Source organism: Zhongshania aliphaticivorans, from assembly GCF_902705855.1.
Lineage (GTDB): Bacteria > Pseudomonadota > Gammaproteobacteria > Pseudomonadales > Spongiibacteraceae > Spongiibacter > Spongiibacter aliphaticivorans_B.
Genome location: NZ_CACSIJ010000002.1, coordinates 83530 through 106275, shown reverse-complemented (window position 1 = coordinate 106275; position 22746 = coordinate 83530). Strand labels below are relative to the sequence as shown.

The 22746-nt window shown below is 48.8% G+C and carries 18 protein-coding genes; 10 read left to right on the top strand and 8 right to left on the bottom strand.

What is annotated here, in order from left to right:
- Nucleotides 1-132 precede the first annotated feature (132 nt).
- From GVJ32_RS03735 to GVJ32_RS03725, 3 genes are all read right to left on the bottom strand, one after another.
- Nucleotides 133-306, bottom strand: a complete 174-nt coding sequence (locus GVJ32_RS03735; protein ID WP_159238719.1) for an epoxide hydrolase N-terminal domain-containing protein — start codon at nucleotides 304-306, stop codon at nucleotides 133-135.
- Nucleotides 307-336: 30 nt separating this feature from the next.
- Nucleotides 337-1788 carry a coniferyl aldehyde dehydrogenase gene (locus GVJ32_RS03730; protein ID WP_159238718.1) on the bottom strand — a complete coding sequence of 484 codons (1452 nt, stop codon included), beginning with the start codon at nucleotides 1786-1788 and terminating at the stop codon, nucleotides 337-339.
- 246 nt (nucleotides 1789-2034) lie between these two features.
- Nucleotides 2035-3057 (bottom strand): AraC family transcriptional regulator, encoded by a 1023-nt coding sequence (locus tag GVJ32_RS03725; RefSeq protein ID WP_159238717.1) that lies wholly within the window; start codon nucleotides 3055-3057, stop codon nucleotides 2035-2037.
- A 163-nt stretch (nucleotides 3058-3220) separates the two neighbouring features.
- Between GVJ32_RS03725 and GVJ32_RS03720 the strand changes: the two genes are divergently transcribed.
- The 3 genes from GVJ32_RS03720 to GVJ32_RS03710 all read left to right on the top strand — a co-directional run bounded on the left by GVJ32_RS03720 (nucleotide 3221) and on the right by GVJ32_RS03710 (nucleotide 8371).
- Complete coding sequence (locus GVJ32_RS03720; RefSeq protein WP_159238716.1) at nucleotides 3221-4426, top strand: acetyl-CoA C-acetyltransferase; 1206 nt, start codon at nucleotides 3221-3223, stop codon at nucleotides 4424-4426.
- 99 nt (nucleotides 4427-4525) lie between these two features.
- Complete coding sequence (locus tag GVJ32_RS03715; protein ID WP_159238715.1) at nucleotides 4526-6673, top strand: 3-hydroxyacyl-CoA dehydrogenase NAD-binding domain-containing protein; 2148 nt, start codon at nucleotides 4526-4528, stop codon at nucleotides 6671-6673.
- A gap of 66 nt (nucleotides 6674-6739) precedes the next feature.
- Entirely contained in the window at nucleotides 6740-8371 is a 1632-nt protein-coding gene (locus GVJ32_RS03710; RefSeq protein WP_159238714.1) for an AMP-binding protein, read from the top strand.
- Between the two features lie 78 nt (nucleotides 8372-8449).
- Here GVJ32_RS03710 and GVJ32_RS03705 read toward each other — a convergent pair whose 3' ends face one another.
- From GVJ32_RS03705 to GVJ32_RS03690, 4 genes are read right to left on the bottom strand one after another with little or no spacing between them, the layout of a single operon-like run.
- Nucleotides 8450-8869, bottom strand: a complete 420-nt coding sequence (locus GVJ32_RS03705; protein WP_159238713.1) for a GFA family protein — start codon at nucleotides 8867-8869, stop codon at nucleotides 8450-8452.
- 24 nt (nucleotides 8870-8893) lie between these two features.
- Nucleotides 8894-9574 carry a TetR/AcrR family transcriptional regulator gene (locus GVJ32_RS03700; RefSeq protein WP_159238712.1) on the bottom strand — a complete coding sequence of 227 codons (681 nt, stop codon included), beginning with the start codon at nucleotides 9572-9574 and terminating at the stop codon, nucleotides 8894-8896.
- 38 nt (nucleotides 9575-9612) lie between these two features.
- A complete protein-coding gene (locus GVJ32_RS03695; protein WP_159238711.1) occupies nucleotides 9613-10404 on the bottom strand; it encodes an enoyl-CoA hydratase/isomerase family protein in 792 nt (263 codons plus the stop codon).
- A gap of 10 nt (nucleotides 10405-10414) precedes the next feature.
- Nucleotides 10415-11221: an SDR family oxidoreductase gene (locus GVJ32_RS03690; RefSeq protein WP_159238710.1), complete on the bottom strand. Its 807-nt coding sequence runs from the start codon at nucleotides 11219-11221 to the stop codon at nucleotides 10415-10417.
- Between the two features lie 674 nt (nucleotides 11222-11895).
- On the opposite strand from GVJ32_RS03690, the gene GVJ32_RS03685 reads away from it, so the two are divergent.
- From GVJ32_RS03685 to GVJ32_RS03665, 5 genes are read left to right on the top strand one after another with little or no spacing between them, the layout of a single operon-like run.
- The gene (locus tag GVJ32_RS03685) at nucleotides 11896-13383 is read left to right on the top strand and encodes an acetyl-CoA carboxylase biotin carboxylase subunit (protein ID WP_159238709.1); all 1488 of its coding nucleotides are present in this window, start codon (nucleotides 11896-11898) and stop codon (nucleotides 13381-13383) included.
- 1 nt (nucleotide 13384) lies between these two features.
- Nucleotides 13385-13876, top strand: a complete 492-nt coding sequence (locus GVJ32_RS03680; RefSeq protein ID WP_159238708.1) for an acetyl-CoA carboxylase biotin carboxyl carrier protein subunit — start codon at nucleotides 13385-13387, stop codon at nucleotides 13874-13876.
- A 39-nt stretch (nucleotides 13877-13915) separates the two neighbouring features.
- Nucleotides 13916-15523 (top strand): acyl-CoA carboxylase subunit beta, encoded by a 1608-nt coding sequence (locus GVJ32_RS03675; protein WP_159238707.1) that lies wholly within the window; start codon nucleotides 13916-13918, stop codon nucleotides 15521-15523.
- Nucleotides 15524-15552: 29 nt separating this feature from the next.
- A complete protein-coding gene (locus tag GVJ32_RS03670) occupies nucleotides 15553-16722 on the top strand; it encodes an acyl-CoA dehydrogenase family protein (protein ID WP_159238706.1) in 1170 nt (389 codons plus the stop codon).
- 40 nt (nucleotides 16723-16762) lie between these two features.
- Nucleotides 16763-17599 carry an SDR family oxidoreductase gene (locus GVJ32_RS03665; RefSeq protein WP_235035033.1) on the top strand — a complete coding sequence of 279 codons (837 nt, stop codon included), beginning with the start codon at nucleotides 16763-16765 and terminating at the stop codon, nucleotides 17597-17599.
- Between the two features lie 121 nt (nucleotides 17600-17720).
- Here the strand turns inward: GVJ32_RS03665 and GVJ32_RS03660 are convergent, their stop codons facing one another.
- Complete coding sequence (locus GVJ32_RS03660; protein WP_159238704.1) at nucleotides 17721-20099, bottom strand: TonB-dependent receptor; 2379 nt, start codon at nucleotides 20097-20099, stop codon at nucleotides 17721-17723.
- A 473-nt stretch (nucleotides 20100-20572) separates the two neighbouring features.
- Between GVJ32_RS03660 and GVJ32_RS03655 the strand changes: the two genes are divergently transcribed.
- Together GVJ32_RS03655 and GVJ32_RS03650 are read left to right on the top strand one after the other, a co-directional pair.
- Entirely contained in the window at nucleotides 20573-21535 is a 963-nt protein-coding gene (locus tag GVJ32_RS03655) for an ABC transporter ATP-binding protein (protein ID WP_159238703.1), read from the top strand.
- 2 nt (nucleotides 21536-21537) lie between these two features.
- Nucleotides 21538-22740 carry an ABC transporter permease gene (locus tag GVJ32_RS03650; RefSeq protein ID WP_159238702.1) on the top strand — a complete coding sequence of 401 codons (1203 nt, stop codon included), beginning with the start codon at nucleotides 21538-21540 and terminating at the stop codon, nucleotides 22738-22740.
- The last annotated feature ends 6 nt before the right edge of the window (nucleotides 22741-22746 follow it).

Here is a 22746-nt window from a genome sequence, read left to right as displayed (position 1 = left end):
AACTGGTTTGGAACCAGATGAGAAATATGGGTACATCGAAAAAGCCTCTTAAGAAAGGCGAGTCGCTTAAAAATCGAGCGATAGTGGATTTAGAGAAAATTCGACGAAACAAGAAGCTCGTAAAATCCTTTTTTAAAGAAGCGACTGTATCCTTTGCTGCCGCCTAGGTAGTAAGTAAGCGGTGTTGGTGCCATATTCCCAATTGCTGTTGCCGAAGTCAGGGACGATGCGGGCGTTTTTTAAACGCGACGCCAAGTCATCTAATTGCGCTTGGTCGATATTTATAATAAACGGTTCAATGTTCATATTGTGATCTCTTAAGGTGTTAGCGAATTTTTAACCCATCATCTTTTCAAGCAACGCCAGCATCTTGTCGGTGTGCGGCGCCTTAAAGAACGGCGTTAAGCTCAGCATACCTTGCTTGTAAAATCCTTTGCCGTGGCTTAGCTGACGGAAACCGTCGAAGCCGTGGTAAGACCCCATGCCGCTGTGACCAACACCGCCCAAAGGCATGGTGTCTTGCAGAACGTGAGCCGCAATATCGTTGACAACCATGCCGCCAGAGGTGGTATTGGTTTTTAATAGATTAATTTCTGATTTTGATTTGCCAAAATAATACAGCGCCAGTGGGCGCTCGCCTCGGTTGATATGGCTGGCGACGTCGTTGATGTTGGTATACGTCTTTATCGGCATTGCCGGCCCAAAAATCTCATCGCTCATAATTTTGCAGTCATCAGAGGGGTCGATCACAAGAGTTGGGGCGAGCTTGTGATTATGGGCGAGTTTGTCTAAACCAATATCGTCGCTGAGTGGGATAGTTTGGAAGCCTTTATCCATTGCTTCTTGAATATAGCCGGCGATGCGAGCGCGATGACGTTCGTTAATGATGGAGCCGTAGTCGTCGTTGTCGGCCAAGGTGCCAAAGTTGTCGGCGACGAATTTTTTAGCTAATTCTATAAACTGTGGTAAGACTTCAGCCTGAACAAAGGTGTAGTCAGGTGCGAGACAGATTTGTCCGGCGTTCATGGTTTTAAAAGTAAAAATACGCTCAACAGCGGATTTTAAATCTGCACCCTCGCCGATAATAACCGGGCATTTGCCGCCGAGTTCAAGTGTTAGTGGAACTAGATTTTCAGCGGCGGCACGCATAACGTGTTTGGCAACCGACGGCGCGCCAGTGAATACCAAATGATCAAAAGCCTGTGCGGTAAAGGCCGCTGCAACGTCAGGGCCACCATTTACAACGCTAATCTCTTCCGGCCCAAAGTCGGCTTTGAATAGCTCTTCTAATAAAGCCGATGTTGCTGGAGTGAGTTCAGAAGGTTTTATAATGGCGCGGTTGCCGGCAGAAATAGCGTTGCCCAGTGGCGAGAATGTGAGCTGAATGGGGAAGTTCCATGGCGCGACAATGCCGACCACGCCCATAGGTTGATAGAACACATGGGCATCTGCACCCAGTAAATTCAGCGGGAACTTGGCGCCACGTTTTTCTGGCTTCATCCACTTTGCGGTATTCTTGCGGCAGTATTTGAGGCTTTCTATGGGCACTAAAATATCAAAAACAACGCTGTCAAAATGTGACCGCGCGCTGTAGTCACTTTTTAATGTGGCTGCTAGCTTTTGCTTGTTGTTGCGCAGCATCGCGATAAGGCGATCTAGACGATCAATGCGAGTTTTGGCACTTGGGTAGCCATCTTGAATAAAACTATTACGTTGAAGTTCAACGATTTTTTGAATTTGTTGGAAGTCGCTAGCGGGTGTTTCTTCGGTCAGTAGGGCGCTGTTCATATTCGCTGTCCTCGGCGTTGAGGGTGGGTGTCAATAATAAAAAAGAATGGTTTTGTGCTGCCAAAATGTTGTGGAACATACAAATGAGTTAGAGCTGTAGCGGCGATTTAGATTATTACTATCTAATTTATTGTCGGTCGAAATGCAGCGAATCGCGTGTGGTTAGCCAGCCCATTGGGCTCGGATGTTGGCATTTAATGATATTCAAGTCAATAAATCTGAGGGCGGGATATAGTATGCTTGCGATTAGTGTTCTAGCTGTTTTCTGAATTTCAGTGGGGTGTATCCAGTCCAGTTTTTAAACGCACGAATGAACGCGCCGGGCTCGGTATAACCGGTTTTATAGGCGATGCTTTCGATGGTTTCGGTACTGGAAGCTAAGTAATGGATTGCCAGCTCGCGGCGGATATTGGCTCGAATAGCTTGGAAGTTTGTGCCTTCGCGCTTTAGTCGTCGCCGTAAAGTGTCGCTACTAACGCCGAGTACTTTGCTGGTGTCGCTAAGTGCGGTATTTGAGCTTAGCGAGTCCGGCAAGTCGCTTAAAATTTTTCGTACTTGTAATGATAGTTGCCCACTTTCATCCAGAGGTAGGTACAGCTTCGCCGGTGCATTTTGCAAATAACTCTCTAGGTGAACCTCGTTTTGCACAACGGGTCGTTCTAAATAAGCGACATCGAACTCAATAGCGGAATGATCTTGCTTGCTTAAGATCGGCGCGCCGTAGAAAAGGTAGTTGTACTCATGAAAAGGTGGGCTTGGGTAATCGATATGTACGCCCTGCAATGCGATTCGCTCGTTGATTAGCCAGCTGCTAAAGCGGTGCGCAATCATTAATGCTGATTCAACCGCGAAGTTATTATGTACCGCCATGTGCGGGCGGCGGCGAATAATAAATTCCGCGCGACGCGCCTTGGTTTTAAGTTGAAATTCAAAACTGTTTTCAAATAGATTGCTGAATTCGGCGTAGCGGTTCAAGGCGTCGCCGAGATTTTTGGCGTGAACGACATTGATAGCAATAGCGCGGTAAGTGCCTAGGCGCTGGGGTTTTTCTAATAAGCCGTATTGCTCGTCGTTAAGGCGGCCGCTGCTAAGTCGGCACAGTTTAATAAACTGGCGCACTGGAATACGTGCCTGCGGTGAGTTGAGCAGGCGCGGGTCTATACCGCATTTGCGGAGCAGGGCGAGGACGTTTACGCCCTGTTCGGCGGCGCCCGTTAAGCTGCTGCTGACGGTGGCGATGGCGATTGTTAAAGAGTCAAAATTACCCATAGAAAACGATTATATAATAATTTATGCATTCTAATGGTAATTTTTGTGTCATTTTATGATCATTGTATCAATCCTCCCTATCTCTCAAACTGCGGCACCGGGCCAGTTTTACCCTAATTTTGGCCCACCTTTGATTCACAGCAAGGCGAACGCGAGGTATGTCGTGACCAAAGCAGCATATATTTATGAAGCCATCCGTACTCCACGTAGTAAAGGCAAAGCGGGCGGTTCCTTAAGCGAAGTAAAACCCGTTGCGTTAATCGCGGGATTACTTAAAGAAATTCAGCAGCGTCACAAGCTAGATACCAGCCGTGTCGATGATGTTTTATTGGGTTGTGTAACACCCATTGCCCAGCAAGGTAGCAATATTGGTAAGGCAGCAGCCCAATTTGCAGGCTGGGATGAAGCGGTTGCAGGCTTACAGCTAGATCGCTTTTGCGCATCTGGCCTAGAGGCGGTGAACACCGCGGCACAGAAAATCGCGTCGGGCTGGGATGATTTGATTGTTGCTGGCGGCGTCGAATGCATGTCACGGGTGCAAATGGGCAGCAACGGCGGCGTCATGTTCTCTGACCCTGAATTTATTCTTGGTCAGAAAGCGGTACCGCAAGGTGTGGGCGCAGATCTGATTGCAACCATTGAAGGTTGGGATCGCAAAGCCGTTGATGAATACGCGGTGCTGTCACAGAAGCGCGCTAGTTTTGCGCGCGACAACGGTTATTTTAAATCTGTCGTGTCGGTAGTGGATGCGAGTGGCTCGGTCATTCTGGCGCAGGATGACTTCATCAAGCCAGATAGCACGGTCGAATCTCTCGGTGGTTTGCGTCCGTCATTTGAGGCGCTTGGCAAGGCCGGCATGGATGACATGGCCTTATCTAAATACACCGCGGTAGAGCAAATTAATCACGTTCATACGGCGGCGAATTCCTCAGGGATTGTTGACGGTGCGAGCGCGGTATTAATCGGCAGCGAAGAAATTGGCAAAGAGCTGGGTTTAACCCCGCGTGCGCGCATTGTGGCGACCGCTGTGACCTCTACTGACCCCGTTATTATGCTTACTGGTCCGGGGCCTGCGGCATTGAAATGCCTTAAGAAAGCAGGCTTGGAAGTCGCTGATATTGATTTATGGGAAATTAACGAAGCGTTTGCATCGGTAGCGCTGCGCTTTATGAAAGACCTTGGCATTGATGACAGCATTACCAATGTGAACGGCGGCGCTATTGCAATGGGACACCCGCTAGGTGCGACCGGCGGCATGCTAATCGGCACGATTTTAGACGAGCTAGAGCGCCGCGACTTGAAGCGCGGTTTAGTCGCCCTATGTGTGGGTGGCGGTATGGGTATAGCAACGATTATTGAACGGGTTTAAAGCAACGATTGTTGTTTGCGAGTACCGGTGGAAATCCGGCCCAAGACCTAAACCGCTGGCGTTTCAGTGTGGTGTTCAGAACAAACAGGACAATTCGGTATGACAGATTCTTTTAAGTACGAAAAAGACGGCAGTAACATTGTTACCGTTACTATGGATATGCGTGGCAGCGTCAATGCGATAAATGATGAGTTTATCGACGCAATGCGCAGCACACTAGACAAACTCAAGGCCGAAGCAGATTTGGCTGGTGTTGTGATTACCTCGGCTAAGAAAACCTTTATTGCCGGTGGTGACCTGAATGATTTGGTGGCGGCACAGCCGGGTGAAGAGCACGGTGTTTTTGTGCGTACCGAGGGAATTAAAGCGCTGCTGAGACAAATAGAAAAATTGCCTGTACCTGTTGTTGCGGCAATAAACGGCGCGGCGCTTGGCGGCGGTTTAGAAGTTTGTTTATGCTGTAATTATCGCCTTGCGGTAGATTCGCGTGCAGTGCTGCTTGGCCTTCCTGAAGTAGGTCTAGGTTTGCTGCCCGGCGGCGGCGGTGTTGTTCGTTTAACATCTTTGCTCGGTTTTGAAAAAGCGTTTCCATTTTTAATTGATGGCAAAAAATTGGGCGCTGCACCTGCGCTTGCAGCGGGATTGATTCACGAAACGGTGGCCACACCGGAAGAATTATTACCGCGTGCTAAGGCGTGGATATTGGCTAACCCCGATAATGCAGTACAGCCTTGGGATGTGAAAGGCTTCAAAATTCCGGGTGGTGGTGAAGAAAACCCACTTATCCGTCAAGGCATCGTGTTTGCGGCTGCAGGCTTGCAAAAGAAAACTCGCGGCTTGTTGCCCGCACCTGCAATGATCCTAGATATCATGGTAGAAACTCTGCGGGTTGATTTAGATACCGCTCTACGTATAGAAAGCCGTCAGTTCTCACAGCTGGTAACAACGCCAGAAGCGAAGAACATGATCAATGCGTTTTTCTTCCAAATGAACCAAGTTGCTGGCGGTCAAAGTCGGCCAACGGGTTTTGAAAAAAATACGGTATCGCGTTTGGGTATTTTGGGCGGCGGTATGATGGGGCAGGGTATTGCCATGTCTGCTGCAATGGTCGGCATTAATGTTGTTATTAAAGACGTGACCATCGAATCTGCTGAGAAGGCCAAGGCCTATTCAGAAAAAGGTTTGGCTAAGTTGGTTCAAAAAGGTCGGATGACCGAGGCCGCGGCAATCGAGGTGTTGGCTCGTATTACCCCTAGTATTAGCAATGACGATTTACAGGGCTGTGATTTTATTATTGAGGCGGTATTTGAGAATGTTGAGCTTAAGCACTCTCTCACGAAGTCTACGGAATCTTGCTTGGCAGAAGGAGGCGTGTGGGCATCTAACACCTCAACATTACCCATTACGTCGTTGTCGAGTGCAAGCAGTAAGCCCGCGAATTTCATCGGCATGCATTTCTTTTCGCCAGTAGACAGAATGCCGCTGGTAGAAATTATTTGTGGTAAAGAAACCAGTGAAGAGACTTTAGCTAAAGCCTTTGATTTGACCCGCCAATTGAAGAAAACCCCGATCGTTGTTAACGATTCACCGGGTTTTTACACCTCACGCACCATCAGCACACCAATACAGGAAGCCGCTCAGCTAATGGCGGAAGGCGTGAATGCGGTGCGTGTTGAGTCAGTAGGTAAATCTGTGGGCTGGCCGGTTGGGCCCTTGGCCTTGCAAGATGAAGTTAGCCAAAAGTTGTCTTTAGATATTATTGATGCTCAAATCAGTATGGGTCTGCGCAAAGCTGAAGATGATCCTACGCCAGAAGGTACCGCTTTAATGCGCTGCTTGTTAAGCGAGCACAAGCGTGGTGGGCGTGTTCACGGCGGCGGCTATTATGAATACAGCGATGCGGGTAAACAAATCTGGAGCGGTTTGCGTGAGCTATATTTTAATGCGGACACCGATAGTGCTGTGAGTGATCAAGATATTCGTGATCGTCTATTGTTCCGGCCAGTGATTGAAAGCCTAGTGTGCTTGGAAACTGGCGTGCTAAGAACGGTGGCTGACGGGAATATTGGGTCGATAATGGGTATCGGCGCGCCAACATGGACGGGTGGTTATCTGCAGTTTGTTAATACCTATGGTTTGCCGCGCTTTGTTGAGCGTTGCCGAGAGTTGGAAAGCAAATACGGTAAGCGCTTTGCACCGCCTCAAATAGCTATCGATAAAGCCGATGCTGGTGAGCTGTTTCAATAGCCTTGAATAATGGCCAAGTGTAGGCTTGGCTTAATCAACAATAATGATCTGCCGGAGTACTGAGTAATGAGCGAAACGATAAAAACACCATTGGAAATGTTCTATCACTGGGAATCTGTTGCGGCGGATCAAGTATTTTTGCGTCAGCCAAAAGAACTACAGTGGACTGAGTTTACCTGGGCGCAGCTTGCTGATCGTGCACGTCGCCTAGCGACATATATTTCTGCTCAAGGCTATGAGCCGGGCAGTCGTATTTCTATATTCGCAAAGAACTGTGCAGATTGGATAGCGGTGGATTTCGCTATTATGCTCAGCGGCCACGTCAGCGTGCCTTTGTACCCCGGCCAAGATGCACCGTCGTCGCGTTATATTTTGGAGCATAGTGAAAGTCGAATGATTTTCTTGGGCCAGTTTGATATTGCTAGCCAAGCCGACGAGGTATTACCCGCAGACATTAAACGCGTTGGAATATTAGGTTGTGGTTGCGACGTAGAGACGGACATTGATGTCATTGTCGCTAGTCATGAGCCAATGACAGCGTCACCTGTGCCTAATACAGAAGCCTTAATGACGATTCTGTATACCTCTGGCACAACGGGTAATCCAAAGGGCGTGATGCATGTTCACGGCACGCCGGGGCGCATTTTGCCGCGCATGCAAAAAGATTGGAAAATAGGTGGTGGCCCAGAGCGCGAGCGCCTGATGTCTTACTTGCCTTTGTCCCATGCAGCGGAGCGTTGTATTGTTGAAATGAACGCCCTGTATTGCAATGGTATTATTTCTTTCTCTGAAGGTTTGGAAACATTTGCGGCGGAACTGCGTGATGTTGAGCCAACCTTCTTCTTTTCGGTGCCTCGCCTCTGGGTGAAATTTAAAGCCGCCATCGATGCCAAAATACCGCCGGAGGTTCAGGCTGGATTTGGTGAAGAACAGAAAGAACAAGTTAGAAAGCAGCTTGGCCTAAATCAAGCGCGCATGATTTTGACCGGCTCCGCTCCTTGCCCACGCGACGTGCAGAACTGGTTTATTGATATGGGTGTGGTGTTGCGCGAAGGCTACTCAATGACAGAGAACTTCTGCGACGGTACCTTCTGGTTGTCTGACGAGCGTCCACAAGCCGGCTGTGTTGGTATTCCGCTGAACGGCGTGCAAATTAAAATCACTGATGACGAGGAGGTGTGTTTTAAAAGTGATGGTCTGATGACCGGGTACTATAAAAATCCTGAGAAGACTGCCGAAGCTCTGGTTGATGGTTGGTATCACACTGGCGATACTGGCAAGGTCGATGACAATGGCAATCTTTGGATTACGGGTCGTATCAGCGAAGTATTTAAAACCACCAAGGGTAAGTTTATACAGCCGATCAAACTTGAGGATGATTTCGGTTCGCTTATTGAACTAGAGCAAGTTTGTATTTGTGGTCATGGTCTTGATCAACCCATATTACTGGCGACCTTATCTGAGCTGGGCAAAGCGCTGTCACCTGAAGATTTGGCAGCAAGCTTGGAGGCGTCGCTTGAGCGTATTAACTCGACTCATGCTGCATACGAACGTGTGAACCACATTGTTATTACGCCAGAGTGGACGATTATGAATGGCTTGTTAACACCCACAATGAAGCTCAAGCGTAAAAGTATCATTGCGCACTTTAATGCTCAAATTGAAGCGAAGCATGAGAGCACGGTTGTCTTTATGTAGACCTTTGACTCCCTTAGTAAGTCATAAAAAAACCGCCAATTGGCGGTTTTTTTATGACTTTAAATATTAAAAAATAAATTATAGCGGTGGGTTACCGGGTAATTCCATCAAGCCGTCATTTAGTTTTAACCAAGGCACCTTAGAGGCGCACCACATATGCCCTTGAAGTTTAACGGATGCGGGTTGGTTGAGTGAGCCGACTTTAATAAAAAGCATATCTGGCATTTCTGATAATACAGAATAAAGCGGGGTGCCGCAGTTGCCGCAGAAATGACGATTTACGGTCATGCCAGCATCGCCTTTAACGGTGTATACCTTGCTTGATCCAGACATTTCGCAGCTTGCCGCTGGAAAGAATGCTACGGTGGCAAAGGCACTACCGGAGGCATATTGACAGTCGCGGCAGTGACAGGCCATCACGCTGGCAGGCTCGCCGGCGCAAGTGTAGGTAAAGTCGCCGCAAGCACATTGACCTTTGTGGGTGACATTGTCGCTCATAAATTTCTCCTGATATAAGTGTTATTAGTCGATCAGCTTATTGAGTTTGGTAATGAGGTGGTTAATTTCGCTTTGCGAATTTTCTGTGTTGCTGACGATGCCGTTGAAGACCAAATGTGTCAATTGATCTGCAATGACATCGGCGTCTTCACGTTTAGTTCCCGCAACGATATCCCACAGGTAATGCTCAATTGCACCAAAAACGACGTTGCGAATAAGCGTGGGCGAAGCCGACTCTGCAATTTCGCCAGCTTGCTTACCTTCGCGCACAACGTTAATGACAATATTGCTGTAGCGGCGGTTAAAGTTATGAACCTTTTCTAGTAATTCAGTTTGTGAGCCGCGAGATTCATTAAGAATAACGGTACAAAGATCGCTGTTGTTATGTAGCAGCGACATATGGGTGTGAATAATATATCGCAGCTTATTTTGTGCGCCGGATATAGCACCAACACCGCTTTCCATTGTGGCCGTAATGTCTTGGTAAAAGTCTTCGATGACTTTCACCATCAGGGCGCGCTTGCTTTTAAAGTAATGCAGCACAGTGCCCTCGACGACGCCGACGGAGTCGGCAATTTCAGCGATGGTGGCGTTCTCATAACCGCGATAAATAAAAACTATGCGAGCCGCTGTGATGATTTCTTTTTCGCGATGTTCCCGTGACAAGCGTGTGCGGGTGCCTGGTTTTTTTGTTTTAGTGATCACGTATTTATCTCTTGGCTGCGTTATCGCTAGGGGGTGTTTTAGTCATCCCCATGTGCGACAAAATCCGCTTCGCGTCGCTCTTTAAATGAGCGTAAGCCTTCCTGAAAGGCATTTCCACCGAAGCTGGCTGTTTGTAATTGTTGCTCTAATTTTAACTGTGATGCGAAGTTGCTTTCACAGGCTGAGCGCAGAGCTTGCTTTGTTCTACGTATCGCCGCAGGAGATAGCTTGGCTAAGTTTGCGGCGAGAGCCGAAGCTTCGGTCATTAGCGCGTCATCGTCAACACACTTCCAGATCATTCCTGCGCGCGCAGCGTTCTCTGCGGATAAGGCTTCACCGGTTAAAAACAGTGCCAGTGCCTGATTATAATTCAAGCCGCGAGTAACCAGCCAGGAGCAACCCATGTCGGGTACGACGCCAAGCTTTGGTACAAATGGTAGAGAAAAATAAGCAGATTTAGCCGCTAAAACGATGTCGGCATTCAGGCCAAGCCCAACACCGGCGCCGATGGCTGGGCCGTTGATGGCGGATACCACGGGAATTGGCATCGACATCATATATTCGGCTAGCGGGTTGTAAGTGTCTTCAATGGCTTGGTTTACATAGTCGTCCAGTGGTCCTTCTTGGGCCATGAAATTTTTAAGATTTCCACCTGCGCAGAAAAACTTGCCATTGCCGGTGAGTAATATTGCGCGAACCTGTGGGTCGGCTACGGCAGCGCGCAACGCGTCTAACAGGGCGTTGGCAGATTCTTCGGTAATGCTGTTAAAAGACGCTGGGTCGTTTAGGGCAATTGTGCGTACATAGCCGTTATCGCTAACTTCAATCATAACTTAGTCCTTAGCTCTTTTTGCTTGAGGTCAGGCAGTCGACGGTTGCGTCACCTATTTGGTAGCCGCCATCGATATCTAGAATTGTGCCGGTGATGTATTTGCCGAGATCACTGCTTAAATAAACGGCAGCGGCGCCAATGTCATCGACCGAGCCGAGGTAGCGCAGTGGTAATGCATCGACCAGTTTTTTTCCTGCTGCGGGTTCGGTGGCAAATAAGCGTTTAAGGCCCTCGGTTTCTGCCGTCAACCCCGGTGCAATACCGTTAACGCATATGCCAGCGGGGCCCCATTCCATAGCTAATGTTTTAAGTAGCGCGTTTACGCCTGCTTTGGCTGCGCACACGTGCGCTTGCAGTGGCGTTGGGTTAACCGCTTGCGGCGCAGTAATAGCAATAAAGCGCGCACCGGGCTTTGTGCAGTGATCAAAGGCGGCGCGAAATACGTGATAGCTGCCGATCAGGTCGATATCGATAATGGTCTTGAAGCCATTGGGGCTAATATCCACCGCTGGCGCAAAGAAATTACCCGCGGCGCCTGCAACCACGATATCGAGGGGGCCGAATTTCTCGACGGTAGCGACAATGGCGCCATCCACTGCGGCGTAATCGCGCACGTCGGCGCTGAATGCTAGAGCTTCATGTGGGCCAACCGCACTGATTTCTGCTGCCGCTTTTTTGGCTTTTTCTAGATCGCGACCAATTACACTGACTTTTGCGCCGAGCTTCGCCATGGATTTGGCGATACCAAGGTTTATGCCGCTGGTGCCGCCAGAGATGAATGCAACTTTGCCTTCTAGGGTATTTTCTTTAAACACGGTACTTTCCTTTCGCAGGGTTTGGTCGTAATTTAGCTTATAATTGAGTAAAGCTCAATATTGCCCCTGTGGTGAGTGCCGGCCTCGGTCGTATTTAGGTTCGTATCGGCGCTGGATTTTTTGTGGGTGTTGCGCAAATAAAGTCATTAAAAACAAGGTGATATGCAGTTTTTCGGAGATTTTTCTGACGATATTTGGGCGTTAATTGTGTCGTCGTGCTTACCATCATGCCGCAGTTATTGGCCACCCTTATTGACGAATTGGTCATTAGTTACTATATTAATCCGTACTCAATAGCGGTTTTGTTGGGTTGGAATTTTTCGTGCAGCAGGCAGAAATGCTGCACGGTTCGAGGCAAGTGCCCTTCCAGGTGCGATTCTTTCCCGCTGTTACAGGCGGGGTTTTTTATTCTGGGCGGGGTTGCTGGATGCGCAGTTGTGATACTGCGTAGGGCGCAGTGGCTCTGCTTGTCAATGTAATGAATATTAGCCCTTATTGAGAATTATAAAATAAGTGTTTTGAGGGTGATGCTGTATTTTATATGGATTTGTAAGGGTTTTAGTAATAAGTAGTCATATTTGATTTAGGGTTTGGATTAATTTAAGGTTTATATTGAGTCGTACTCAATTGTGTTGTATAAATATTGTCGTCAACTAAGCACACTGGAAAATTCAATGTCAGCTGTACGAAGTTTTAAAAAAGTTTTGGTCGCCAACCGTGGCGAAATTGCGATGCGGATCTTGCGCACGCTAAAGGATCTTGGCTTGCAGTCTGCCGTCCTTTATCACCGTCAAGAAATTGAAAGCCCAGCGCTTAGCTTTGCTGATGAGGCCTTTGAGGTCTTTGGTGATACACCGGTCAGTTCATATCTCGATATCCCGCAGATTGTTGAGTTGTGCAAAAAGCATGGTGTTGATGCGGTGCATCCGGGTTACGGGTTTTTAGCTGAGAACGCGGCGTTTGTGCGTGCTCTAGATGAAGCCGGTGTTTGTTTTATCGGCCCACGCCCAGAAGTGATGAACTTGATGGGCGACAAAATTGGCTCGCGCGACTTTGTTGCTGAACGCGGTTTCCCCATCGCGCCCTCGGTTATTGATGATGGCGATGAAGACAAGCTGATCGCCAGTATTATCGAAATTGGCTTCCCAGTTTTGATTAAAGCCTCTGCTGGCGGCGGTGGTAAAGGTATGCAGATCGTTCGCGAAGCCGATGGCCTGCGCGACATCGTTGCGACAGCAAAAGTAGAAGCCCAGCGTTACTTTGGTGATCCGCGTGTATACGCAGAGCGCTACATCGAAAGCCCTCGCCATATCGAAGTGCAGGTATTAGGCGATGAGCACGGCAATTGCGTGCATTTGTGGGAGCGCGAGTGCTCTATTCAGCGCCGTTTCCAAAAGGTAATTGAAGAGACGCCGTCACCTGCGCTTACCCCAGAGCTGCGCAAAGATATTTGCGAATCAGCAGTGGGTATCGCCAAGGCAACCAACTACACCGGTGCCGGTACCATCGAGTTTATTTTCGCCCCCAATGGCGATTACTACTTCTTGGAAATGAATACCCGTATTCAGGTAGAGCACCCCATTACCGAAATGGTTACTGGTGTTGATCTGGTTGCGGAGCAAGTGCGGATCGCCATGGGCCATCCCCTGAGCTACAGCCAAGAAGAGATTAAGCAGGTCGGTCATGCTATTGAATGCCGTATTTGCGCAGAAATTCCCGACGACGACTTTGCGCCTGCTGCGGGTAAGGTTCTCATGTTGCGTCCGCCAGTTGGCGAAGGCATGCGTTTTGACAGTGGCAGTTACGAAGGTCAAAAAGTGGGTACCGCCTTTGACTCTATGATCGCCAAGCTTATTGTTCACGCTGAAGATCGCGATGCGGCAATTGCCCGTGCCGGTGAGGCGCTAGAGCAGTTTGTATTGCTCGGTGTTGAGACTAATTCAGATTACCTTGGCCGTCTGCTGCGTCACCCCGCGTTTATTGCTGGTGAGACGAATACCGGTTTTATTAAAGACCACGCGGCCGATCTTGGGCCAGATGCGCTGAGTGCAGATTTACAAACAGCTGTACTAGCGACGGCAGCATTGAGTGATCGTCAATTTGTGGCCGCGATGGATGAAGTGCCTTATCCCTATCGCCTCATGAAAGAATGGAGAAACTGAGTTGAGATACACATTCAAAATTGGCGAAGAGCTAGTTAAGGTCGCGCCGCGCAGCTTGGCTGATGAACTCATTTTGGCCATTGGCGAGCAGGATTGCCGCGTTGTTTTTGATCACGGTCGCGAAGGACGTTGCACCTTAACGTTGGACGGGCGCAGTTATGAGTCTTGGGTGGCTCGTGACGGCGACGACATTTACTTAAAAATGGCCGGCCACTATTTCAAAGTTACGGCTATTGACCCTCGTGCTGCGGCTGCTGGCGCCAGTGCTGGCGCGGGTGCGATTAGCGCACCAATGCCCGGTGTTGTGGTTGAAGTGCTGGTTGCCGAAGGCGACATCGTCGTTGAAGGCGATAAATTGCTGACTATCGAAAGCATGAAATTGCAATCGACCGTTAGGGCAGCCTGTGACGGTGTTGTTGGGCGTATACACGTAAGTGAAGGTTCTGAGTTCAACAAGGACGATGTTCTTGTTGAGATCGAAAGCGACGACTAAACCTTTTAGACATTCATTGATATCGGCTGGACTATCGCCATGCGTAGAATTCAATCGCGAGTTAATGTTAACTCGCCAGAGTACCAAGAAAACCTAAAAGCCAATGAAGTGCGTTTGGGCGAGTTCCATCGTCGCCAAAACGCCGCTCGCCACGAGCGTCCTCAGCGGGATTTAGACCGTTTAGAGCGCCAAGGTAAAATGCTGCCTCGCGAACGTTTGGAAATGTTGCTTGATCCAGGCACGCCATTTCTAGAGCTTTCTACTTTAGCCGCTGGCGAGCATTATGACGGCGACTCGCCATCAGCAAGCTGCATAACCGGTATCGGTATCGTCTGCGGTCGTGAAGTATTGATTCACGCCAACGATAGCACCGTAAAAGGTGGTGCGTGGTATCCAATGACAATCAAAAAGATTGTTCGCGCGATGGATATCGCCATTGAAAATCATCTACCCGTTATTCACTTATGCGACAGCGCCGGTGGTTTCTTGCCGTTGCAGTCTGAATTGTTTGGTGACAAATATTTTGCGGGCCGTATTTTCCGCAACCAAGCCATCCTCAGTAAGATGGGCTGCAAGCAGTTGTCCTTAGTATTTGGTCACTGCACCGCGGGTGGTGCTTATGTACCGGCCTTAAGTGATTACAGCGTCATCGTTCGCGGCACCGGCGCAGTATTCCTTGGTGGGCCGCCATTAGTTAAAGCGGCAACCGGCGAAGAAGTCACGGTTGAAGAGCTGGGCGGTGCAGATATGCACACCTCGGTGAGCGGCACCTGTGATTACCCTGCAGACACCGAAGAAGAAGCCATTGCTATCGGTCGCGAGATTGTTGCCCAGTGGAGCAAAAAGAAAAAATGGGATGCCCAGCAGCAAGCGCCGGAAGCACCGTATTACGACCCTAAAGAGTTGTACGGCATTATCCCGGCCAATATCAAAACTCAGTTCGACATGATGGAAGTGATTGCCCGTGTAGTCGATGGCAGCCGTTTCCATGAATACCAGCCTGCCTATGGTAAAACCCTGATCTGCGGCTTTGCGCACATCTGGGGTTATAAAGTAGGCATTATCGGTAACAACGGTATTCTATTTAACGACAGCTCGAAAAAAGCAGCGCATTTTATACAGCTTTGTAATCAGAATAAAACGCCGCTGGTGTTCTTGCAGAACATTACTGGCTACATGGTTGGTCGTGAATACGAGCGTGAAGGTATTACCAAAGACGGCGCTAAAATGATTATGGTGCAGGCGGGCAGTGAAGTGCCTAAGTTCACTATTATGACCAATGGTTCATACGGCGCAGGTAACTACGGTATGTGTGGTCGTGCCTTTGACAGTCGCTTCTTGTTCAGCTGGCCCAATAGCGAAATCTCGGTAATGGGTGGCGAGCAAGCAGCAAAAACTTTGGCGACCATTAAAACCACTCAACTTGAGCGCGAAGGTAAAACCTTGAGCGACGAGGAGCGCGCCAAAATTTACAGCGATGTGACTGACGACTACGAGCATCAAAGTAGCGCCTACTACACGTCATCATTAATTTGGGATGACGGTATTATCGATCCGGCCGACACCCGCAATGCATTGGGCATGGCAATTGCCACGGCAATGAACGCACCGATTGAAGATCCGCGTTACGGCGTATTGCGTGTCTAAACAGCATTGAAAGAATTGAGGAAAAAGTCATGAGCAATATGTTTGAACTTGGTGAAGAGCATCAAGGTTTACTCGATCACGCTGACCGTATCGCGCGTGACATGCTGTATCCGCTGTCTGAACGTATGGACAACGAAGAGTGGTGGCCGTCTGAGCTGTTTCCAAAATTAGGCGAACTCGGTTTACTGGGCGTTACCGTTGCGCCTGAGTACGGCGGTGCCGGTATGGACTTTTTGTCTTGCGGCGTTATCGCCCAGGCGTTCTCGCGCTGGAACCATGCGCTAGGTTTGAGTTGGGTGGTTCACGACAATTTGTTTGCCAATAATATTTACGCAAACGCTAGCGAGTTTCTGAAAAAGAAATACCTGCCAGATGTCTGCGCCGGTACCAAGATTGGCGCTTTGGGTTTGACTGAGCCTGGTGCAGGTTCCGACGCGCTAGGTTCTATGCGTACCACTGCCCGTCAAGACGGCGATCACTACGTGTTGAACGGCAGCAAAATTTACATCACTAACGGCCCCGTTGCCGATGTGTTGTTGGTTTATGCAAAAACCGAAAAAGACGCGGGCTCAAAAGGCATTACCGCATTTTTGGTTGAGAAAGATTTTCCCGGTTTTAAAGTTGCACAGAAACTCACTAAAATGGGTTTCCGTGGCAGCCAAACTGCGGAATTGGTTTTTGAAGAGTGCCGCGTACCTGCAGAAAATATTGTGGGCGAATTAGGTCAGGGCCACCGCGTTGTCATGAGCGGTCTGGATCTTGAACGCGCCATGATTAATCCAATTTGTGTCGGTATTGCTGAACGGGCATTGGAATTGTCGGTAGATTACGCAAAAACCCGTCAGCAATTTGGCAAGCCTATCGCGAGCTTCCAAATGGTACAAAGCCGCTTGGCCGATATGTACGCCAATGTTGAAACCATGAAGTTGATGACTTACCGTGCACTGTCTGCCTGCCAGGGTGTTGCTCACGGCGAAGCCGGTCGTGGCGAGATTCACAAGCTAACGGCAGCGGCAATTATGTTTGTAGCCAACACCTTGAACAAAGTCCTCGACGACGGCGTGCAAGTACATGGTGGCAGCGGTTATATTTGGGAATCTGAAATTAACCGCTTGTTCCGCGCGACCAAGTTGTTAGAGATTGGTGCCGGTACAACCGAAGTTCGTAAACTAATTATTGCTGGTGAACTACTCCGTTAAGGGTATGGTCATCGGCTGAGTAAAATTAATGACAAAGCCGATGACGGTTCCCAGTGACGCTGATTTTGCAACGGCCCCGCTGCCATTTAGCGGAGGCGGTTTTAACGGCCAAGTAGTATTAGTTAGCGGTGGTGGTAGTGGTATTGGTAAAGCCACGGCGTGGTGTTTCGCCCGCCTTGGCGCTCATGTCATTATTACCGGCCGCACCGAGCAAAAGCTGATTGATACAGTTGCTGCGCTCACCTCTGCAGGTTTATCTGCTAGTTATAAAACTCAAGATATTCGAGACTACGACGGCATTGCTGCGATGTATGCAGAGATTTTTGCTGAGTTTGGTCGTCTGGATGTTTTAGTGAATAACGCCGGTGGTCAGTTCCCTCAATCTGCCATCGACTTTTCAAAGAACGGCTGGGATGCGGTAGTAAATAATAACCTCAACGGCAGCTGGTATATGATGCAACATGTGGCGCGCCAATGGCGTGACCGCAAGCAGCAGGGCAGTATTGTTAATATCGTAGCGGTGGTGCCGCGCGGTATGAGCGGCGGCGCACATACATGTGCTGCTCGCGCCGGTGTTATTCATCTTTCTAAAACCGTGGCGGTGGAATGGGCGGAATATAATATTCGCGTTAACTGCGTTGCTCCCGGTGTCATCTTTAGCGAAGGTATGGGTGCATACAGCCCAGAAGCGTTGAGCGAATTCGACAAATCCAACCCAATGAAACGTTTTGGCACACCCTGGGATATTGCCCAAGCCTGTGTGTATCTAGGTGGTCCCAGTGGTAGTTTTATTACCGGCGAAGTGCTTACCTTAGATGGTGGTGGTCAGTTATGGGGTGATTTGTGGATGCAGGGTAAACCGGATTATTTTCGTTAAGATATTTCTAGTTATTAATTTTTATTCTGTGAGTATCTTACTCACTTAAATATTTTATTCTGCGCATTGGTATTAGCAATGCGCAGAATTAGGTGCCTTATTTTTTTATCATCTTCCTGTTTTAAAACCCAACTCTAAAATCTAGCTGATAGGTCGTTTGATCTGGGTGGGGTGTCTTCGTGTAGTTACCTGGAATGAGCGGCTGATCAAGAATTAGAACTGCATCTTGTTCCTGAGTAACATTGCGCGCTTGGAAGTTCACCGACCAGCCGCCAAGTTCTGAGCGCAGTCCTAAACCGATATCGGTGCGAGTCACCGCATCTTGCAAGGTGTTGGGGTCGATATCTGAATCTAAGTAGCGCTCGTCAGTGTAGGAAATATTCATACGCACACTGCCCAGAAGATCCGCGCTGCCAAACAGTGGGAATTCCCAGCGTGGTGACAAAGAGCCGGACCAGCGCGGCGCATAGGGGAGTGGTTTGCCACTCAAGTCTTGAGGAGGGTTTTGTGCCGATTGGAAAAGTGGTGGGCCTTCGGTGAAGCTATCGTATTTTGCATCTAGGTAGGCAAGGCTACCGGCTAGGCTTACACCGTCAATTGGTGGTAGCCAGAAGAAGTCCATTTCCGCGCCTTGGCTTGATGATTCTGGTGCGTTGAACGTCGTTAAGGTCACGCCAGAGAAGGTGCGAATTTGCAGATTTTTTACATCGCTGTCGAATACCGCCATATTCAAGGTTAATGAACCGCCAAGTAAGCGGGATTTAACACCAGCTTCATAGGTTAAGGTTTCTTCGCCTTTATAGGTCAGGTTGTTGTCATTCAGCGGTGCGGGATCAAAACCGCCGGCTTTAAAGCCTTTTGCCGCATTCACATACACGTTTACGTCGGGTAGCACTTCGTAGTTAAAGGCGATCTTAGGCGACACATTGGTCTCTTTGTTCTTCAAATTAGGTGCGTCGAAATTGCTTTGGTTGAGTGAGCCGCCCGATATACTAAGGCCTGCCGCAACTTGAGAATAAGATGCCCCCTCAGATTCATCTTCGCCATAACGCAGGCCAGCAGTCGCGGTGAGGCGGTCGGTTAATATCCAATTAAATTGCGAGAAAATGGCGAAGGATTGTGTTGTAGATTGTGTGGCTGAAATATAACGTTCGCGTTCGATAATTCCCGGAATTAAGTTTGGGAGTGATATCGGCAGATCAATGAGTAATGGATCAAACGGTAATTGAAGGTTTTGAACTATAGCTCCAGCGCGGGCAAATGCGACAAGACCATTTAGGCTGACGTCGATATCTTGGAAAACATCATTGGTGGATTCTTGCGCAAACACACCCACAACAAAGTCCATACCTTCGCCCCAATCAAACGGTGCGTCTAGACCACCAGCCAAACGAACTTCTATTGCCTCAGCGGTGTAAGGGTTGCCCTTTGGCGGCTCGTTAAATGCTACTAATGGTACGGGTGAGTAATCCACGTCTAGCGAGTAGGGCGTAATAACTTCAGACCACGATGCAATAGTGGTGAGTTCGGGGGCGATAATACCCATTAGTTCGTCAGGCCGCCAAATTAAACTTAAAGACGCTGCTTTTACCTCGCGGTCAGATCGGGTTGGCGCATCGGTAGAGGTATTTTGGTCGTAGGCGTCGATCTCGGTTTGCGGATCGTATTCGCGGAAAACCCGCAGGCTGCGCTCACTGGCGATAAATAAGGATTGGGTATAACCCTTGGTCAGTGACTCTGCATACAGGCCCGTAAAGTTTGCGGTTAAGGTGTCGCTTAAAAACCAGCTGAGCTTTAAGCGGACAGCCTTGTCTTCTTGAGTTTGTTGTTCGTCACGGGTGCTATTGTATTCAAGGGTGTCGGCGTCGTTGTAGCGAAATGCTAATCGGCCGAGAAAGTTGTCGCCAAATATGGGGCCAGAAATTGCCCCTTCGACATTGTTGCTTTCAATATTCTCACCGTGACCAAATTTGATGAAGCCTTCAGGTTCGGAGGTAGGGTCCATGGTGTGGAAATTAAGCACGCCACCTAAGGTATTCTTCCCGAATAGCGTGCCCTGCGGGCCGCGCAATACTTCTAAGCGGTCGATATCAAACACGGCATCCTGCGCAAAGGTTGAGCGCCCATAAGGTACGTCGTCGATTACCAGACCAATAGAGGGTTCGAAGCCAACGCCAAGTGGCGGAGTCCCAAAGCCGCGAATGGTAATACTGGTGTACAGCGCCAGGGAGGAGTCGAAACTGACGTTGGGAATATAGCGGGTAATTTCACCAACATCGGAGAGGCCGGCCTCTTGAATGAAGTCGGCCCCAATAACAGAGATAGACAGTGGTACATCCTGCGCGCTCTCTGCCTTTTTATTGGCCGTAACAATCACCTCCTCGATAATACGCGGGGCTGCATGTAGCGTGCTATTTAGCAAACTACTGCCCGTAACGATAAGGGCTGATGTACTTAAAAAACGGAGTAGGTTACGTGTGGGGACGGATTGCTGGCGCATCGGAGACCTTCTGTCGTTATTATATTGGGCGTACTTGGCTGTTTGGTTACAGATCAGTAGCTATCATTAGTAGTGAAGGTAGCACTACCTAGGAGTATTTGCATGTTCGCTGGCGCGTAATTATGACTTGAGGCGACAGTAAGCGTGGCGTATCAGGACAGTGGAATTGTGTAGTAGGGGCAAAATTGTCTGCCTGATGCGGTTTACCGCTGGTGTTATTGTGGTCAAAATCAGGAAAGACAGAATAATCGTCGATAAAGCCATTTACTGGCCCTCGGAGCGAGGGGGCAGGCTCATTATCGTGTGGAGGCAATGTGGGCGTCATTGCCTTAAAATCGGGCACAGGTTTAGATAATATATGGCCGTAATAGACCTGCTTAGCAAATTTCTATGCAATTTGGTCGTTTGTCGGCTATGTCTGGTGCACAATGCGTCTTGTCGCAATAATTTTTATTTAAGGAAATATGTACTGCATGAATCAGGATGATTCTCCCTCGCCGATAGTGATAGTAGACGCTATCAATCATTATTATTCTGGCGCTGCAGTTGCCGCATTAAAGAATATAAGCCTGACGATAGCTGAGGGCTGCTGTTTTGGTTTACTCGGGCCTAACGGCGCAGGTAAAACCACGCTGATTTCCTTGTTGACCGGCATTATCTCGCCACAAAAAAGCGTTCAAACGCCGCAGGGTCGTATTCAAATTTCTGGTTTCGATTATCCATCCGATGCAGCCAAGATCAAGGCAGTATCTGGCTTGGTACCACAGGATTACGCTTTTTATCCAGCGCTTACGGGGCGTGAGAATTTACAATTTTTTGCAGGGCTTTATAAAATAGCGACCGCTGATGTTGTCGCGAGAGTAGATTATTGCGTGGCCGTGTGTGGTTTAGAAAATGTGCTAGATCAGCGAGCGGCGACCTATTCGGGCGGCATTAAACGTCGCTTAAACATTGCGCTGGGTTTGTTACACAATCCAAAAATTCTCTATCTGGATGAACCCACGGTCGGTATAGATGCACAGTCACGTTATTTTATTTTACAGGCTATTCAGCAGTTAAAAGCCAGTGGCATGACCATTGTGTATACCTCGCACTATATGGAAGAGGTCGAGCAAATATGTGATGAGGTGGCGATCATTGACCACGGCGAAGTCTTGCTGCAGGCACCCATGGCGGCGCTGCTGCAGAATGACCGGCAGTTGGTGATTACACCGGCTCAGCCACCATTACCAGAAGCGTTAGCACTATTACAGCAGGTAGGCGTTGCGGTCTGGGATGGCGAGCATCTCACACTAGAACTTGGTGATGGCCGGACTTTATCTGAGGTGTTGGTGTTGGCTGAGGGGGCGGGCATTGTGGTAAATAAAATGCATTTTGGCAGCAGTAGTCTTGAACATATTTACCTGCAAGCCACCCATCGTAAATTGAGGCAGTAACTGTGCAGCTATTGGCTATTATTCGTAAGGAGCTGTTGCTGCTGTGTCGTGATCTACATGGCTTATTACTGTTGTTTGTTATGCCGGTAGTTTTTATTTTAATCATGTCGCTGGCGATGAAAGGCGACTTTGATCGTCGCTCCGGTGTGCGGTTGGATGTACTTGTCGCGGACTTAGAGCATTCAATTATCACGCAGAACATGTTGGCTAAAGTGGCAGAGAATGAACAGTTTAATTTAATTAAAGTGGCTGATCTTGATACTGACGTTGATGTCGAACTGGCGATAAAAAAAGATCGTTATAGTTTTTTGGTGACGGTGCCAGAACAGGCATTTACTGAGCAGGCCGCAGGTGTCGCGGTAGCCGATGTCTTGGTCGCTCCCGCTACCAGCCCCGCGGTGACGCAATTGTTTTTTGCGACATTGACGTATGCGGCGGCAGAGCAAAATATGGGGTTGTCGATAAAGGCCTTGCAGGAATATTCCCCTGACTTGAAAGGTTTGGATGTCTTTTCAGATAGTAAGCGCAACGAGGGCTTGGTCTCGACGCGTTATGCATTCAGTGCCAAGGAAGAAGCCAAAGCGCCAACGTCGGTGCAGCAAAATGTGCCGGCCTGGCTCGTTTTTTCAATGTTCTTTGTGGTAATACCACTGGCTAATACGTTAATTAATGAACGCCAGTTGGGCACTTTGCGGCGGATACAAACTATCCCTGTGGCTAGCTGGAAATTGATTGTGGGAAAAATTATTCCCTATTTTTTTATCAATCAAATTCAAGTGATGTTGATGCTTGTCGTTGGCGTGACCTTGGTGCCCCTATTAGGAGGTGACCGCTTAACCTTGGGGAGTTCAGTCGCAGGTTTGGTGCTGATTTCAACGGCACTGAGCGTGGCCGCATTAGGTTATGCGATGTTGATTGCGGTGGTGAGTCGTACCACCGAGCAGGCAACCACACTGGGTGGCGCGGGCAATATTATTTTAGCGGCGATAGGCGGCATTATGGTGCCTGCTTTTGTCATGCCTGAGTTTATGCAGACGTTTACAGTCGTGTCGCCTATGTCCTGGGGTTTGCAGGGATTTTTGGATATATTGTTGCGCGGTGGCGGGGTTGCCGAAGTGTGCCCAGAGGCTGGGTCACTGTTTTTACTGGGCGCTGTTATGCTGGGCTTGGCGTTGTTGTTACTGCATCGGCACAGTGAATCTTGAGGGATC

Coding starts and splice junctions, on each gene's coding strand:
- GVJ32_RS03695 (WP_159238711.1), bottom strand. CDS start 10,404: ATGATTGAAGTTAGCGATAACGGCTATGTACGCACAATTGCCCTAAAC.
- GVJ32_RS03655 (WP_159238703.1), top strand. CDS start 20,573: ATGAATCAGGATGATTCTCCCTCGCCGATAGTGATAGTAGACGCTATC.
- GVJ32_RS03715 (WP_159238715.1), top strand. CDS start 4,526: ATGACAGATTCTTTTAAGTACGAAAAAGACGGCAGTAACATTGTTACC.
- GVJ32_RS03725 (WP_159238717.1), bottom strand. CDS start 3,057: ATGGGTAATTTTGACTCTTTAACAATCGCCATCGCCACCGTCAGCAGC.
- GVJ32_RS03660 (WP_159238704.1), bottom strand. CDS start 20,099: ATGCGCCAGCAATCCGTCCCCACACGTAACCTACTCCGTTTTTTAAGT.
- GVJ32_RS03670 (WP_159238706.1), top strand. CDS start 15,553: ATGAGCAATATGTTTGAACTTGGTGAAGAGCATCAAGGTTTACTCGAT.
- GVJ32_RS03735 (WP_159238719.1), bottom strand. CDS start 306: ATGAACATTGAACCGTTTATTATAAATATCGACCAAGCGCAATTAGAT.
- GVJ32_RS03665 (WP_235035033.1), top strand. CDS start 16,763: ATGACGGTTCCCAGTGACGCTGATTTTGCAACGGCCCCGCTGCCATTT.
- GVJ32_RS03710 (WP_159238714.1), top strand. CDS start 6,740: ATGAGCGAAACGATAAAAACACCATTGGAAATGTTCTATCACTGGGAA.
- GVJ32_RS03675 (WP_159238707.1), top strand. CDS start 13,916: ATGCGTAGAATTCAATCGCGAGTTAATGTTAACTCGCCAGAGTACCAA.
- GVJ32_RS03730 (WP_159238718.1), bottom strand. CDS start 1,788: ATGAACAGCGCCCTACTGACCGAAGAAACACCCGCTAGCGACTTCCAA.
- GVJ32_RS03685 (WP_159238709.1), top strand. CDS start 11,896: ATGTCAGCTGTACGAAGTTTTAAAAAAGTTTTGGTCGCCAACCGTGGC.
- GVJ32_RS03705 (WP_159238713.1), bottom strand. CDS start 8,869: ATGAGCGACAATGTCACCCACAAAGGTCAATGTGCTTGCGGCGACTTT.